Annotated in this window: 17 protein-coding genes; all 17 read right to left on the bottom strand. The window is 30.3% G+C overall.

The features are described from left to right. Window positions 1–33 precede the first annotated feature (33 nt). Window positions 34–864 carry a hypothetical protein gene (locus BT107_RS09555; RefSeq protein ID WP_139254304.1) on the bottom strand — a complete coding sequence of 277 codons (831 nt, stop codon included), beginning with the start codon at window positions 862–864 and terminating at the stop codon, window positions 34–36. 121 nt (window positions 865–985) lie between these two features. Continuing rightward, entirely contained in the window at window positions 986–2023 is a 1038-nt protein-coding gene (locus BT107_RS09550) for a dienelactone hydrolase family protein (RefSeq protein ID WP_072303554.1), read from the bottom strand. Between the two features lie 217 nt (window positions 2024–2240). Beyond that, window positions 2241–2744: a YdcF family protein gene (locus tag BT107_RS09545; protein ID WP_244543113.1), complete on the bottom strand. Its 504-nt coding sequence runs from the start codon at window positions 2742–2744 to the stop codon at window positions 2241–2243. Window positions 2745–2920: 176 nt separating this feature from the next. Continuing rightward, window positions 2921–3577: a hypothetical protein gene (locus BT107_RS09540; RefSeq protein WP_072303553.1), complete on the bottom strand. Its 657-nt coding sequence runs from the start codon at window positions 3575–3577 to the stop codon at window positions 2921–2923. Between the two features lie 167 nt (window positions 3578–3744). After that, on the bottom strand, window positions 3745–4323 hold the full coding sequence (locus BT107_RS09535) for a hypothetical protein (protein WP_072303552.1): 579 nt from the start codon (window positions 4321–4323) through the stop codon (window positions 3745–3747). A gap of 2 nt (window positions 4324–4325) precedes the next feature. Then, window positions 4326–4820, bottom strand: a complete 495-nt coding sequence (locus tag BT107_RS09530) for an RNA polymerase sigma factor (protein ID WP_072303551.1) — start codon at window positions 4818–4820, stop codon at window positions 4326–4328. Next, window positions 4810–5685: an alpha/beta fold hydrolase gene (locus BT107_RS09525; RefSeq protein WP_072303550.1), complete on the bottom strand. Its 876-nt coding sequence runs from the start codon at window positions 5683–5685 to the stop codon at window positions 4810–4812. Before BT107_RS09525 ends, BT107_RS09530 begins: the two co-directional genes overlap by 11 nt. 313 nt (window positions 5686–5998) lie before the next feature. Continuing rightward, window positions 5999–6571: a hypothetical protein gene (locus tag BT107_RS09520; protein WP_139254303.1), complete on the bottom strand. Its 573-nt coding sequence runs from the start codon at window positions 6569–6571 to the stop codon at window positions 5999–6001. A gap of 187 nt (window positions 6572–6758) precedes the next feature. After that, window positions 6759–7523: a hypothetical protein gene (locus BT107_RS09515; RefSeq protein WP_072303548.1), complete on the bottom strand. Its 765-nt coding sequence runs from the start codon at window positions 7521–7523 to the stop codon at window positions 6759–6761. Between the two features lie 366 nt (window positions 7524–7889). Beyond that, complete coding sequence (locus tag BT107_RS09505) at window positions 7890–9020, bottom strand: helix-turn-helix domain-containing protein (protein ID WP_072303546.1); 1131 nt, start codon at window positions 9018–9020, stop codon at window positions 7890–7892. Between the two features lie 181 nt (window positions 9021–9201). After that, window positions 9202–9990 (bottom strand): hypothetical protein, encoded by a 789-nt coding sequence (locus BT107_RS09500; protein WP_072303545.1) that lies wholly within the window; start codon window positions 9988–9990, stop codon window positions 9202–9204. Between the two features lie 743 nt (window positions 9991–10733). Continuing rightward, a complete protein-coding gene (locus BT107_RS09495; protein WP_072303544.1) occupies window positions 10734–11936 on the bottom strand; it encodes a GAF domain-containing sensor histidine kinase in 1203 nt (400 codons plus the stop codon). A gap of 165 nt (window positions 11937–12101) precedes the next feature. Further along, complete coding sequence (locus BT107_RS09490; protein WP_072303543.1) at window positions 12102–12731, bottom strand: tetratricopeptide repeat protein; 630 nt, start codon at window positions 12729–12731, stop codon at window positions 12102–12104. Window positions 12732–13110: 379 nt separating this feature from the next. Beyond that, window positions 13111–13503 (bottom strand): nuclear transport factor 2 family protein, encoded by a 393-nt coding sequence (locus BT107_RS09485; RefSeq protein ID WP_072303795.1) that lies wholly within the window; start codon window positions 13501–13503, stop codon window positions 13111–13113. Window positions 13504–13568: 65 nt separating this feature from the next. Continuing rightward, window positions 13569–14453, bottom strand: a complete 885-nt coding sequence (locus BT107_RS09480) for an MBL fold metallo-hydrolase (RefSeq protein WP_072303542.1) — start codon at window positions 14451–14453, stop codon at window positions 13569–13571. A gap of 91 nt (window positions 14454–14544) precedes the next feature. Continuing rightward, complete coding sequence (locus BT107_RS09475) at window positions 14545–15126, bottom strand: Crp/Fnr family transcriptional regulator (protein ID WP_072303541.1); 582 nt, start codon at window positions 15124–15126, stop codon at window positions 14545–14547. A 142-nt stretch (window positions 15127–15268) separates the two neighbouring features. Then, the gene (locus BT107_RS09470) at window positions 15269–17005 is read right to left on the bottom strand and encodes a RagB/SusD family nutrient uptake outer membrane protein (protein WP_072303540.1); all 1737 of its coding nucleotides are present in this window, start codon (window positions 17003–17005) and stop codon (window positions 15269–15271) included. Window positions 17006–17007: the final 2 nt, after the last annotated feature.

Below are 17007 nucleotides of genomic sequence, written 5' to 3'. Positions count from 1 at the left end.
TCTTATGTAGTGTGTAATTGTTAACTAGAACAGTTATTTTTCTTTATAGTTTTCTGTAAAATGTTTAGACTGACATTTTAATAATCTACTAGCTAGATCACTCTTAAAATCTTTCATAGAAAAATTTAATTTATCATCTGAATTATAAATTTTTGAAATTCTTAATAAAGAAGGTGCGCAATTTAATTTTTTATAAGCCATTAGTTTATGGTGACCATCAATAATAAAATCTCCACTTAAATAAGTTCTAATCCAATTAGAGCCATCTTTATATGTTCCTTTGGTTTCAGAATAGCCGTTATAAATTATAGCGGTGGGTTTTTCTCCTTGTATTATTTTTTCTTGATAGAATTTAATTCTCTCTTTATTTAATACTTCTGATGGTTGCGTAAATATAAAATACTCACTATACCCGTTATAATATGATTCTGTTAGATAGTCTAAGTTCTTATTTTCATCAGAGTACAACGTTTGGGTTTCTTCTCTAATTACTGCATTAGACGAAAAAAGTTTGTTGTTTTTGGCTAAGTTCCAATTCCAATTGTCCGATATTTTATATTGGTACTCTGGTTCAAAAGATATGTTGTATGTGCCATTTTCAAAAAGAGAAAGAAGTTTAGATACTTCATCTATCTCAGAATTTAAGTCAAAACTTCCGTCATTTAATTTTACTCTTAAAGATTCTTGTATAGACTCTTTATACTCTTGTAAATACGAGAATATGGCATAGAACTGCGCAATTGATCCTTGACAATCTGACCAATTTATGGCTAGTGGTTTTTTAAATTTTAAGTAACTCCCTAGTGTGTTTAGTTTTAACTCTAAGAAAGATGTACCGTTGGTTACTTTTATTGTTTTATTCAACTCGTTTTTTTTTGATAACACGCAACGTTGTTATGTAACTAATTTAGCAAATAAACCATAGGTAGCGTATTTGTACGTAATATGTGTTTAGTGATGTTTATAGTATTAACAAATTGCTTTTTTAATTTATTTCGCACCAGTTTAAAAAATCTTTAAGCACTTCATCCCATTTATCTACATATTCTTCGTTATCAGATTGTGGTATTATAGCAAACGAATGATCTAATTTTGGATACACCTTAAAAGTTAAATTAGTTTTTTTATTTCTAATAAATTCAATAGGTATTAAGTATGCCGACTCTATAGGAACGGCTTTGTCTTTTGCTCCGTGTGCAACATATATTGGAATATTAATTTTTAATAAATTATCTATAGATGGTTCTATAGACGAACTCCATTTTCTATAAGAATGCCCTAACCATTTTTTTGTTAAACTGTTAGGGTGTTTGTATATGTCTTTTATTTCGTTAAAAATTTTTTCAGTTTCTATAATAGATTCTTCCTCAGTCATTTCTCCTCTTTGCACATATTTTCTAATATCTAGTATAAAATCGTAGTATTGTGCATTTCCGCCTCCAGAAAAATAACCAATAGCTGAAATTTTATGATTAATTGTTCCAAGCTTTGCTACTACCTCTGTACCTTCTGAGTGGCCAAGAGCAATAATTTTACTTTTCTTTTCTAAAATGTTTTCTAACAGGTAATTTACAACTTCATTAGCCTGCCATACTCTATAATTTAAGTTGTCATTTTCATAAAATGATTTTGGAGTTTTAAAATCATTACCAAATATTTCAAAAGGAATGCTTTTTTTAGAAATTGCAACTAACAAATAGTCTTGAGTAAATTCTTTTAAATTAAAAGGTAGGGTTTTATGAACCTCAAGATATTTCTTAATTTCTGGTTTCTCAGTTTTTGAAGATTTAATGGTGTCAGTGTGTCTAATTAATTTGTAAAAAGGATCATTCCCAGAGCCTTGAAGATATAATAGAGCGCCCTTTTTAGAAGTTAATTCTCCATTTAAGTATGTATGAAATTGTATTGTATCATTATTTTTTATTATTGTAAAGTGTTCAAACTTATCTTCAAAATATTTTTTTTGACTAAAACTTTGATAGCAAAACATTAAAAACAGTAACACAGACAGTATTGATTTCATCGATTTCTCATTTCTTATAAAGACTCATTAAATTTTTAAATGTTGCATCATATTCGTGTTAATCTTGTATGTAAGAGATATAGGGCAGGTGGTCACGGAATATTTCCTTTTTTATTCTAAAGCTAAATCTAACAGATTTAACTACACTTTAAATATACAAGACCTTTTAGTTTAGCCCAAAACCTTTATTGCTTATAGCTATTGTTATGCTCAGCTTTTACCCAATGTAGTAAGCTACAAATTCCCTAAACAAAGAATAAAAATCTCTAACCTCAAAATACATAGGACTTGCACTACTAACATTTTTAAAGCCTTGCTTTTTAAACAGCATTTTTATTCTTGTTAAATGAAAGTATTGTGATACAACAATTATACTTTTAAAACTTAAGGTTTCTTGTAGTGCTATGGTGTTTTTAACGGTTGCGAGGGTATTGTTTCCAAAATTGTCAATAATAACTGCAGAACTAGGAACATTATTTTTAATTAAATACTCTTTCATTTTATCTCCTTCGTAAAAACCTTCTTTGTCCAGACCTCCACTTACAATTATTTTTTTTACTTGTCCGTTTTGATACAATTTTAGACCGCATTCTAAACGTTTTTCAAGCCGTTCCGAAAGAGTGCCATCTTCATTTACCTTATTCCCAAGTATTACAGCAACATCTGCCTTGTTTTCATTCTTGGTTAACCCGTCAATAGTGGTATAAATTATATGTCCCAAAAACCATATTAATAATATAGCTAGAATCAATTTATATTTTTGTTTTATATTTTTCATTAAATTGTATACAACGTCTTGAATATGGTTTGTTGCGTGGTTTAAGTACTTAATTTTGTAAATAGGCAAGAAGCCTGCAATAAATTATATATGGATAGGGGTTCGGCTTTTTTCTAAAATCAAATATGTTTCAACAATTCATTCCATTTAACTCTTAAAATTGAATTGAATTTCTTCAGAGTTTTTTTTTGATTTTCAGTACAGTCTAAACAATTCTTATTTAAGATTTCAATGTAGTTTTCAATAAGATTTTTGTCAAATTCATTGTTGGCAATTAAACTAAATTCTAACATAATAATATTTACCCAAATCGTTAAATCATCTTCTGTAAAGCATTTTTCAGAATTAAAATATGAAACAAATTCCTTAGTATTATTTTTAACATATTTTTTTCCTTCATATCCGAGTCCTTCGGAAAAAGCTCCATCAGATTTTTGATAGGTCAGAGTTACCACTTTAAAATAGAATGGTCTTGAATATTTATTTTTAGTTGTCAAGCTATCTAGTAATCCCATAGCATTGTCTAGTTTCCAATTATTATCTAAGTATATATCTTTAGCAATTTTTGAAATTCTATTATCAGAAATAAATTTATCAAAATTACAGTCCGTGATTTTTGTAGTTGATTCTGTATTCAAAACTGGTTTATTGTTGACTTCAGAGTATAAACTATCTAGACTAATTATTTTCTCAACTTCTTTAATTGGACTCTTTTCGGTTTTGTTTTTACAAGCAGTTAACCCAATTAGCATTATAAATATTATTTTCCAATTCATATTCAGAGTTATTTTTTAGGATGTTGCTAACGGTTTTGTATAAGATTAGTTGCGTTGTTAACCACTAAAGTTAGTAAATAAGTCACAGATATAAAGTCTGTAAGGATTTTTATAAATAGGCTAGTACTAGCAATGGATTATATGCATTTTTAGTCACTGGCAATTTTTCAGTTCAAATTTTCTAAAAAGTCAATTAAGGGTAAAATTCCTTTGTTATTTTCTTTTTTTCTTTTTTCTATTGAAAAATACATCACGCAAATCATTAAAACTGTGAAAACAACGTGAATAATTATCCTTGCAGTTATTGATACATTGAATTTTTGTAAAACATCTATGTAGCCTATATTTATTCCTAAAACTAATAGAAATGTATAGAACCACATATATTTTGATGTAGTTAACATTCGTTGTTTTAGTTTATGAATAAGGTTTTTTATATACTTATGATTATTTAATTCAGCATCATTGCTTATTAAGCTATACTTACTTTTATAAGATTGTATTAGTATCATTATCATACCAAAACTAATTATGACTATAGCTATTAAATAATATATATTTGAGAGTATAGGGAGTAACGTTGCTAAAATTATTATCGTAACTGGAACAGCAACGAGTAAAATAATTCTTTCTAATTTTCCTTTCTTTTCTACTTTGTTTAAATGGGTAATCAACTTACTTAAGTCTAAAGGTGTAGACTTTTCTTCTTTCCAAAGGTTTTGCCAGTTTGTAATATCTTTCTCCATAATTATTTGAGTTTTTTACTCAATGTTTTTTTAATTCTATTTATCCTAACTCCAACATTCGAAGTTTTTAATCCAGTTATATTAGAAATGTCGTCATAACTACAATTCTCTAATAATAATCCTATAATTATTCTATCTATTTCTTTGAGTGATGAAATGGCTTTATAGAGTTTTTTTACTTCTTGTTCTTTATCCGTTGAGTTTAAATTATCACTTTCGTAATGAGGAATATTGGGTTGATAATCTATCTCTTTTTTCTTTAATTTGGTTTTTCTATTTAGAGTTAAGAGTGCTGTGTTTGTTGTGATTCGGTAAATCCAAGTATCTATATTACTCTCATTTCTAAACGTGTCTAAATTATTCCAAACTTTTATAAGAACTTCTTGAAATAAATCATCAGCATCAATTTTATTTCCCATAAATCCCAAACAAAGTCGATAGACTTTATCCTTTGATTGCTCATAGACTTTTTTAAATTTTTGTTCTTTATTCTTCATAATTTATAAATGCCTCAACTAAATTAATAAACCATTTAGGTTCGTCCCACATTATAAAGTGCTTTGCTGTTTCTGCAACTTTTATTTCGCAATTATCTGCTTTCAAAAATTGATTTTTATAGTTTGCTAGAACTGTTTCTTTTGTTATTCCGTAATCTTTTGCTCCATACCAACTTCCAAATACAAGGATAGGTATTTTTGCTTTTTCAATATCATTTCTTAAGTCCGTTGTCATAAGTTCATAAATTGCTTGTGCCATTGTACTTCTGTCTGATTGTATAGACCATTTAGTCGCTAACTGAATATTTGTGGAATCAGCTATCATAGTTGGCATCGTCATTTTTTGTTGTTGAATAAATAGACTATCAGAAGTTTTTAGCATCATTTCTTTCATCATTTTTGCTTGTGGAAGAATATTTTCTACTGTTGCATTTGGGTTGTAAGCCAAAGACATAAAAGGATATGAGTCTACAATTATTATCTTTTCTAGTAATTTAGGTTTAGAACTTGCTATAGAAAGTGATAAAAAACCACCCAAACTATGTCCAATTAATATTGGTTTTTCATTAAGTTCATCCTGTACATACTTTATAATTTCGTTTTCAATAATAGGTAAGTAACCTTTTTCTAGTGAAATTGTACTTTGATTAGCAAATCCTGCTAAAGTCAAAATATGACATTCAAAATTCTTCTCTAATGTATCTGTTGTTTCTTTCCATACTTTACCAGAAGATGCTAACCCAGGAATTAGAATTATTGGTTTTCCTTTCCCTTTAATTTCAATATTGAAAGAATATTTTTCAGATTGAGAGTAAGTTGCTGTTTGATAAAAAAAGATGACTAATAGAATTGCTAATTTTTTCATTGTAAATGTTTTTACGATTTACTCTTTAGATTAGCAAAAGGTAATTTTATTACACTTTTTCAAACATTTTTTTATGTATGTCTATTTTTAAGGTTTAGTGAGTGCTTGTGCCTAACGGTTAGTGTATGAAACGTAGCGTGAAAAAAGACACTAGATTTTCGGATTAACACAGAGCCTAATTTTTATGTTTTGCTTTTAATTTTTCTCTTTTTTAAAAGCCAAATTAAAAATTTGGCGGTGTTTGTAAATGGCACTAAACTTTTGGTTAAGTACTAATCGCCCAATTTGCTATATATAGTGTTATGCACTGCCTTTATCCACTTATTATTTCCACAACTGTTTTATTTCGTTCCGAAATCAGATGAGCATCTTTTTCATTCACAAAGAAATTCGAGTTAGTCCAATTATTAAAATCTTTACCCATATCTGCTAAATAATATTGACCTGAAATTTCAAAGTCTATCATTGCTAATTGAAATTTATGGATGTTATTCAAATTCATTATTGTTTGATTAAAAAAATCATTTAATGCGGGCGGACATTTAGGGTTTTCATCCCAAGTTTTATATTCTTCTCCGAATAGTTGTTCGATTGTCTCTGTATAAAAGCATATATCAAACCAATTAAATCCAGTTTCAATTGGTTCGTCTTCGTGTATATTAAATGTTTTAAACGGAATTGATACGTTCTCTAAATTTAAAACCCATTCGTGTTCAAAAGTCTCAATTTCTATATTTGTTAACTCAAAGTTTCTTTCAAATGGTCCATCAACATTTTTAAGCGATTTAATATATTCTGTGTATTTTTTTATTGGTTCCATATTCGAGCTCCGACAAACTTGAATAGTCAATTCGTAAAATCCACCAACTCGTAAATCTTTATTCAAATAGATGTCTTTTATTTTAGTCACGATGTTTTTTTGGTTGTGCATAACGGTCTTGTATATGAAAAGTAGCGTTTAGGTATTCAATACTTTTCTCTTTGCCTAAAGATATTAAAAAAGCGCAAACCATTATGATTTGCGCTTAATTAGCTATTTTTTATATACGTTGTTAGCAAACGTTTTATTCTATTTAGTTTGTAGCGAAATTAGCTATACTAGTTCCGCCATTTGTTACTGTATTGTCAGCATATTTTACGTATGGCCTAAAATAGTATTGAGTTCCTGACATTAGAGGTTCTGCTACAGCAGAATAACTAGTAATTACAATAGTACCTTCGTTATGTATACCATCAAAATTCTCAATTGCATTTATACTACTGCTAGTGAAATCGCTATTTACACTATATTCAACACCAAATTCTATAGGCATTTCTTTAACAACATTATTAATATTTAATGTTACTGTGATAAAGTCTGTCTGAATTAAAAACGCGTCTGATTCTATATCTAAAGTAACATTTCTACTAGTACTCGCATCAACATCAGTACTTGCTTGTATCTCGTTTCCATAGAAATGAGTGCCATCACTGTATTCAAAATAACCTCTTATAAAATAAGTTTGACCACTTGTTAAATTTTCTATATAACCTGTTGCATCAGAATTACTACCAGATATACCTGAAGTATTATTAGCACCAACTTCAGGGTTAGATGAAGTACCATAAACAAAACCTCTGTCTGTTACTGTCCCAAAACCACTATCTTCTTGAAAAGTTCCCGAAACTATTAGATTTACAGTCCCATCAAAATTTATAAAAAAATCTGTGTTGGAATTAGTTGTAAAGCTACTATTATCTGTTGGTGGATTCATAGAATCATCATCGCTAGAACAACTAAATGTTAAGCTTAAAGTTAATAAGCAAATTACTGTTTTAAATAAATTTTTAATTTTCATTTTTTTTAATTTTTAGCGCACTTTTGCGCAATTATTTATTTTGTTATTTTGGTTTTACTAAATACTTTAATTAATGTATAAATTGTAATAAACTGAAGTAGTGGAAAAATAATAAGTAGGTCTACCCTAAATGCATCTTTGTTTTTTATAAGACTCCATTCTGTTATAAGTAATTCCCAAGAAATGAAAAGAATCCAGATAAAGATTATTACCATCAAAGTCAGTTTATTAGTCTTCATAATTCTAATTCTTGATTTGCTGGTGCAAAGATACGGCCAAGGACTATTTTTTAAGTCTTAAAAAAGGCTTGTTGAGTCTAGAAAACCGTTTTCTAGACTTATTACATAATTATAGACTCGTGTAGTTTTATGATAATGTGTTGTTTTTAAACAATGTAGGTGTAAGGGAAGTGTGTTTTTTAAAAACACTATAAAATGTTGCTTTTGAGCTAAATCCTGAGTCAAAAGCTATTCCTAACATATTTAAATGATTGTTTGAAGTATCTAATAATAACTTTTTTGCTTCTTCTACTCGATAATGATTTACAAATTGATTAAAGTTTTTGTCAGACTCGTCTCGTATGAGTTCCGATAAATTCCGTTGCGTTATTTTAAGTTTTAAAGACACATCTGCTAAAGATAAATTGGGCTCTAAAAATAATTTTTCATCATCCATTAATGCAATTAACTTTTCATAATGATCTTTATTATTAGTTTTTAATCTATTATTGGTTTCATTAACATCACTTTGTTGATGGTCTATCTTTTTAATACTAGCGATTTTAGTAACAAAAAGCTTAGACTGCTTTATACCGGAAATCCCTATCCAGAAAATAAAAACGACATTAATTATTGAAATGGCTGGATAGATGTAATCATCATAAAATATTCCTTCTAAAAAAAGTGAAGACAATATAATAATCAGAAAGGTAAACAGAAACATAAGAACACCCTTTGCCCAAGTGAGTAATTTTCCTTCTGTATTTGAGTAAAATTCTTCAACTTTTGTTTTTTGCTTATTAATGAATTTAATAGTTAGAAAGATATAATATATTGAATAAGCAAATGATAATATTTCAATCAGAGACAATACATTAGAAAAACTTTCTGAATTATGCAATTTTGCTTTTGTACCCACACTTAGCATAAAAAATACTGTATAACTTATAAATTCTAGTATTCCAGGCAAAAGGATGAGTACAATTTTCTTTTTAGTTAAATTAATATTAGAAATTTCTTTAACATATATATAGAATAAAGGAAGTATTAAATAAAAAAAGTTAAATGGTAAAAACAGCAACCAAGGTTCAGATTCAAGAATGTTTAAATCGTGAAGGATTGAGTTTAAGAGTTCTGCGCAATACGCAATTAAAAATAAGCCTAAAAAAAGCTTGGGTTTTATGCGTCTGCCTTCGATTATTAATACCAAGCCTAAAAACACACCTTGAACTAACCCGAGTATATCGATTAAACTGACAATGTTATAGTTAATTTCCATTTACGTAATTATGAATAGAATTCTAGGAATGAATAATGTTGATTCTAATGTTTGCTAACGTGTTTGTGTATGATTAGTTGCGTGGTTCAGCAACTAATTTAGCTAACTTTTACGAACCCGTGAAAATTCCGCAGGAATTTTCGCAAGTAGGCAAGAACCAAGCAATTAATTATACACGGTGTTAGGCAACGTAATTTTCTTTCCAACCATTAGTTTTAGCAATCAATTCAGGATATAGACAAGATGAATTTCCGTCTTTTGAAACCAAAATTTTAATTGAATCTCTAATTGATTTGTTATTTGTCAAAGCAAAATTATTAGTCCTTGATTTCGCGACATTATTACCGTATTCATAATGTACATCCATTGACGAACCAAATTTCGAAAATGTGAACCCTTTATTATGGCTTATTGAAATTATTTTTCCGTCCATAATTCTGCCTGTTTTATACAATGAAATTTCTTTATTTATTCGTGAGTATAGTAGATAGGAAAGAATTAGTCCAATCAAAAGAATGGCTCCAGCTATGTAATACATAAAATCCATACTAAACGAATATTGTTCAAATTCGGTTGGCATTGATTCTCCGTTCAAATGTTTAATTGGAATTATATCTCCAATTTTTAAATTATCAGTTTTTTCTGGTTCAAACACACTAAACTTTGATTCCGTTTTCTGACCGTTGTTGTCAAATTCATAAGTCAAAATTTGTGGATTATTTCCATTGACAGTTATGTTATCAATTCCTTTGATTCCAGTTAGGGTAGCATTAGCTGTAATTCCATCAGATTGAATTTTTTCGGCGTTTTCAATAAAAGGAAAACTATTCCCTAATGAATTCATCATTAAGCCCATTGGAAGAAAAAGAAGTAATGCAAATGCAATTCCTTGAAATGCAAAAAGTAGTAATATTGGTCTGATTTTAGCTCTTTGCCAAATGGTTTTGAAGTTGGTTTTTCTTTCTGTCAATGTCGTTTCTCTTTATGTTGCCTAACGCCCGTGTGTATAAAACGTTTGTGAGTCCCCAAACCATTTGGCAAGTCCCAAACCCAAAGGCCGTATTAAATATAAAGCTAAGATAAAAGTTTCGATTGGCTTTAGAAAGGCCTGTTTTTATACCCCACCCTTCGAGCTTTACCCAAATAACTGAAAACAAATGTTTTTATACATAATGTTATCTATCGCGATCCGAGTAGCCCAAACCATTGAAGAGTACTGTACTATTCGCCACCAGCAAACACACCCAAACCGCGCCGTTATACACAACAAACCAGAACTTCAAAAAAAGAAAACTAAATTGGAATTAAAATCAACAATCCAAAAAACTATGAATTTGCCGTCATTCATCAAGTTTTAAAAGCTGCGATCCAGCACCGACTACCATTAGGACTAATGCGCCGTAATTTTTGAACTGAAACCTACAAAAATACTTTCGTGATAGATAACTAGTTAGTAAACGCAATTTATTGCGTTTACTCACCCATATAGGTGTAATAAACGCACATTTCTATTTTTGTCGCTTAATTTTCTTACAATTTAATACTAATTTTTATACTATAATTACGTATTTGTGTAATTGTACCTAAATTCTATACCGTTGGTATAAAAAACTGTGTGGTTGTTTTTTAAAACTAAAAAAGCCCTGAGTTTTACGTCAAGGCTTCTTTTGTTGTATGGCTACAATAGTGCTTGGCCAAACCAAGCATTCTTTTTTATTTTTTAAGGCTAAAACTAAACTTAGCTCCTTCATGAACTTCGGATGTTACTTTTATGGTGCCACCAGATTTTTCTACAATCTTTTTTACTGTTGCTAAGCCTATGCCATTACCACGAACACCGTATTTGTCTTGGTTGGCATTTACTTCAAAAATTTTAAATATTTGGTCTTGTTTCTCTAAAGGTATTCCTGGGCCATTGTCTAAGACGTAGAACTGGTAATGCGTATCTGTACTAGATACACCTAATTCTATTTTAATTTGTTCCTTGTCACTGTATTTAATGGCATTGGTTACAAGGTTTATTAATATTTGGTCTAAGGCTGTTTGGTTTACAGTTAAGTCTGTTAGTGTGCTTTTTAGAGTAAAATCTATATTTTTTTCAAAAGAGAACATACTAGAGATGGTATTTTTTACATCTGCTACCTTAATATCTACTTTGCTTTTGCTTAAAATAGTATCGCTTCTACTGTAGTCTAATAAGCCTTCAATTAGCCCCTTTAACTTGTCAGACGAGTCTACTATCATCTTTAGTATTTGTTTGCCTTCTTCATCTATTTTAGAATCGTACATTTCTAAAAAGAGAGATGTTAAACTAGATACGTTATTTAGGGGAGATTTTAAATCGTGTGCAGCTATAAAAGCAAAGCGCTCTAGGTCTAAATTTTTATCTTCTTGTTTAGCTAATTCTTCTTTAAGTCTTTTTTTGCTTTTTCTAAGGTTAAGCAAGTTCATTACTTGGTTAGACAAAGCTGTTAAAGATTTAATTTGGTGGTCTGTAAGTGTGTTTGGTTTTTGGTCTGCAACGCATAAAGTACCTAACGGAAAACCATCTTCTGTAACAAAAGGCACACCTGCATAAAATACAATGTTGCTTTCTCCTGTAACCAAAGGATTGTCATAAAAACGTTCATCTAAACGCGTATCATTAACCATAAAGGGTTTGTCTTTGTTGTTTATGGCGTGGCCACAGAAAGAGACTGCCCTTTCGGTCTCAGAAACATCTACACCTATAGAAGATTTAAACCATTGTCTGTCTTTATCTATTAAGCTAATCATAGCAATAGGCATATTGCATATTTCTGCAGCAATTGCGGTAATATCATCATAGTCCGACTCTGGTAGCGAATCTAAAACAGAAAAAGAATTTAAAGATTCTAGACGTTCTTTTTCGTTTATATGTTCCTTAGGTGCTATCATAATAAGACGCTTTTATTACTCTATTAAAAATAGAATAAAGATTAGATTTGTGTATTTCACGGAATTTTACTTACACTTTAACGACAGAATTTAAAATAAATTGCACATAAGGACCACTTATTTTTTAGGTGATAAACAGTTGTTTTGTTTTTGGTTTTCTTTGTGTTAACTGTTAGATGAGTAGTTGTTTTTGTACTCTTGGTACTCGTCTGTTCTGCCTTGTTTTAAATACAGTCGCAATAATTTTTGTAAAGATCCTTTAGAGGCAATGTGGTTCTTGTCAACGGCCGATTTCCAAACTTTTTCTGCGTTCTTTAAATCTCCTTTTTTGTAGTACGCTTCACCCAACAAATTTTTTGTAAAAATGGAAGTGGCGTCTTTTTTAAGGTACTTTATAGCCAGGTCGTACTCTCCTAGACTTAAATAGGCGTTTCCTAAATTGTAGATCACGGCTAAATTACCATTATCTGCTAGTTTTTTGCCATACTTAATTGTGCCTTGGTAATCTTTGTTACTGGCACATAAAGAGGCTAAAATCTGAGCCGCAGATTCATTGCCTTTTTCAAAACTCATTTGGTAGTACTTTTTGGCTTCGTCTAATTTATGATTGTTTACATATAGTAAAGCCAATTTGTTCATAGATTTTACGCTGCCTTCTTCTATTGCTAGTTTGTAGTGTGCAATAGCTTTTTCTGTGTCTCCGTTTTTTTTGTAAGTATCTGCTTTAGACTCGTTAGATGGGGTACAACAAGTTAACAGAAATACAAAGACGGAAGCCTTTAGTAAGTTGTTCATTTTCATAGGTTATGTTCTTAGGTTTGTATTTCAATAATTTCTTTTTAAGTACTATATAGTGTTCAGTTATATCATCTTGGGGTAAAGACGTATACTTTTAAAAAGAAACTTTATTTTTTTATTTCATTTAGTCTTTTATTTTAATGGTTGTTAAATTTAAAAGGTTAACTGTAAGTTATTTAGAGTGCAAAAATAAGGTAATTCTTTCAAATCCAAGAATTCTTTCTAATTAAATAAGATACAGGGTGTTAGGTTTTGTTGTTTTAACATATTACTCCTAATTATTTGTTTTTTTGTAATAAATAACAATAAAAACTAAAAAAAATGCATCATACTTTATCTAAAGTACAATGCATTTTTAACATAAACCAGTTAATTTCTAGTTATTTAGCGCTTCTGCTACTGTTTTACTATCTACTATTTGCTCAAAACTGACTATTTTTCTCTTTTCTAGTGTCCAAAAATGTGCTACACGAGCACTAAAAGCCTTGTTGGTTTTTTTGTAAGTTCCTGTATATGTGCCAATGGCAACAACTATATTGCCATCTGCAACATAAGTATCGGGAGTAAATGTGTAGTTTATCCACTCAGATCCTAATCTGTAAAAAACATTTTTTGCAATTTCTTCTAGACCAATGTAAGTGCCAGCGTAAGGAAAACCTTTAGCCTCTGTCCATTTTATATCTTTAGCAACATATTTGGCAAGATTAGCTCCGTTTTCTTCAGAGGTTTTACCTTCATAAGTGCTTTTAACAATTTCTAAATTTGTCATATCATAAGTATTAAAACAACTACTTAACACTAAGAGTAGTGTTAAGCAGCCGACTTTAGTAATATTTACCATTTCATTTCTCCTGTATTTACTTTTGCACCAATTTGCAAAGCAGTTTCAAACGTAGCAGTAGGGTATTGTTTTTTTAATATTTTTATTAATTCTACAGACTTAGGTTTAGCTTTTAAAGCATTCTCATAGAACTTTATATAGTCTTTGGTGTGTTGTACAGATGTTAAGTTAAGCTGCGTGCTAGCGTTGCCGTGCGCAGGTATAACTACACTTGGTTGTAAGCTTGTAATCTTGTCTAATACTTTTATCCAATTAGTACGTGCTTCTGTAGTTTGTGCATCTGCCATCCAAGGATGAAAACTATCTGAAAATACATTAATACCACCAATTACTGCTTTGCTAGACGGTATGTAAACAAATGTCTTAGTCGCAAAATCTTCTAAACCAATAATTTCTAGTTTTTCACCTTCTAATTCTAAAGAGCTTCCTTTTAATACTTGTGGTAAAACTACATTACTAGTAATTAAGTCTCCTAACTTACCACCCCAGACATCTAACTTTTTTTGTGCGGTTACTTTTATGTGTTCTACTGTTGCTGGTGCTGCATATACCGTAACGTCTGGAAAATGGTTTTTAAACACTTGTAATCCAAAGTAAAAGTCAGGATCTCCGTGCGATACAAATATGGTTTTTAAGTTTTTACCACTAGCTTTAATTTCTGATGCTACTTTTTCTGCATCTTCTAAGGTAAACTGTGCATCTATTAAAATGGCATCTTCTTTACCAGAAACTATTACAGAGGCAACGCCAAAGCTATTTTCTGATGCATTATATACCTGTAATTTAAAATTACTTGTTGTTACTGTTTGTGTGTTTTGTGCTTCCATTTTAAATAAAATTAATGTTGATACTACTATTGTGTAAATAAGATTTTTCATTTTCTGTTTTTGTTTTAATTTGATGATACAAAGTTGCGTACATCTATATTTAAAAACATTGAACAAGTTCAATAAATGAAAAAGTGTAGTATTATTTTAAAACAATCTTGTTTCTAATTTTACTTAAAAACTCATGCGATATACCTAGGTATGAAGCTAATTGTAGGTTGGTAAGTTTTTGTGCTATTTCTGGATAGGTGTCTATAAAGTTTAAGTAACGCTCATCTGCGGTTTCGCTTAAGTTGCGTATCATTCTTCGTTGTAAAGAGACCAACGTTTTTTGGGTCATTATTCTAAAGAGTTTTTCTACGGCAGGTATTTCTTTGTAAACACGTTCTTTATCTGTATGGTTTATAAGTAATACTTTACTGTCTTCTAACGCTTGTATAGATAAAAAAGAGGTGTTTTGGTTGGTAAAGCTATCTATATCTGTAATCCACCAATCTTTTACTGCAAAATATAAGACGTGTTCTTTGCCTTGCTGGTCTATGGTAAATACTCTAAAACAGCCTTTTGTAACATAGCCTTCAAACTTACATATTTCTCCTTGTTGTAATAAATACTCTTTTTTAGCAATTGATTTGGAGTAAAATGAAGCACTAAAATGGTCTAGCTCTTTTGCAGAGAGCTTGCAGTTATTGGTTATATTTTGTTTTAAAAGATCTAGAGACATTAAGGGCTTTTGTGTAACTAAGATACTAAATAAAAAAATAAAAGAGCCTTACTTTATGTAAGGCCCTTTTTTAGCTTATAGAAATAAACTAACTCAAACAATTGCAACTAAAAACAATTGTAAACTAAACTAACTTGTTTTATTAATATCCAAAGTTTTGTAACATAGTTGGCGCTTTTTCTACTTCGGAAGCAGGTATTGGTAAATAGTAATGTTGTGTCATCCAAGGTCTTTCTACAACAGATACTTCTTCACTTGTTTCTGTACCATCTAAAGCTTTTGTCCATCTAAGTCCTTTTACATCAAAACCTAAATGACTTTCGTTCATCCATCTTCTCTCATCAAAAAAGTTATGACCTTCAAAACAAAGTTCTATACGTCTTTCTCTTTTAATTGCTTCTAATAAATCTGTTCCAGAAGCAGTTATTGCTGGTTGTAAGGCTCTACTAGATACTTTATTTAAAAATGTTCTTGCAGTACCTTCGTCATTTAAATGATATTGTGCTTCTGCATAGTTTAAGTAAACCTCAGCAAGTCTATATAATATGTATGGACGTTCTGGTGAAATCCCTGTTAAACCATCTACCAAACCTTCTGCATTTAAAGTTCCAATACCTTCATCTTGGAATTTTCTAATGTTGTATCCTGTTTTAGACGAGTGTTGTTGGTTTCCTAAACCTTGTTCAGAATCTAAACCGTGAGGATTAACACTTGTATCATCAGATAAAAAATACTCAACTTTACGACCTCTAAATTCAGCTCCGTTGTAGTTAAGATCTGCATAATATCTCATTTCTCTATTCGCATTAGGATTTGCAGGATCAAAACTAGCATCATTAGTTGTTGTACCATCTGCCATATTAAACTGTAATGTAAAGTTATGTGTAGGAGCAGCTAAAGCCCAACCACTGTATCCGCTTGGAGACATTGTTTGGTCTGGTAAAGAATTTGCATCTGTACCAAAATCGTAATAAAGACTACTGTATGGTCTAGCAAAAAGAATATCATCATTAGGAGATAAAAATAGGTTTTGATATTCTTTAGCATCTGCAACAGCAATTAAATCACGAGCGCCAACTAAATCTATTATAGCTTTAGCAGCATCTGCTGCGTCTTGCCATTTTGTTGGTTTGCTATACGTATATAATGGATCGTTACTTGGTGCAAAAGCAGGATCATGTAATTGACTAGCAGCATATAATAATGTTCTAGATTTTACAGCTAAAGCAGCTAATTTTGTAGCTCTACCAAACTCGCTACCAGGTCTAGTTTCTGGTAAAACGGCAGCAACAGCATCTAATTCTTTTACAATAAAATCTACACACTCTTCATAACTATTACGAACTAAAGCAAAATCGTCATCTAAACCTAATGCATTTTCTAATATTGGTACACCACCATAAAAACGTATTAATTTTGCATATAAATTAGCACGCAAGAAACGCATTTCTGCTTTTAAAATTTTAACATTTTCAGGATCTTTTTCCATAGCAGGACTATCGTCTACCTTGTCTAAAAACTCATTAGCAAGTCTAACATAATCCCAGTAGTTATCCCATTTTCCGTTTAACATACCAACAGTACCAGGAGTCATTCCGGCTCTAAGTCTAAATTGATCTAGTAATTTAAAGTTAAAAATAGCTTCATAAGAACCAACTTCCATATTAAATCTACGCGCCCACCATTGTCTTTTGTTTGCGCCCCAACTTTCTGTACTATTATATACGGTATATACCAGTCTCTCTAATTGTTCTGTCTCATTGTAAATAAGGTCTTCTGCAAAGGCATCTGTAGCTTGTACATCTAGCACGTCATTGCAGCTTGAAAAACCAAACACGGCAATTGCTATAAGTGCATATATTAATTTTATATTTTTCATAT

Source organism: Cellulophaga fucicola (assembly GCF_900119145.1).
Taxonomy (GTDB): Bacteria; Bacteroidota; Bacteroidia; order Flavobacteriales; family Flavobacteriaceae; genus Cellulophaga; species Cellulophaga fucicola.
The sequence above is the reverse complement of the archived record's forward strand: the minus strand, read 5'-3'. Positions and strand labels throughout refer to the sequence as shown.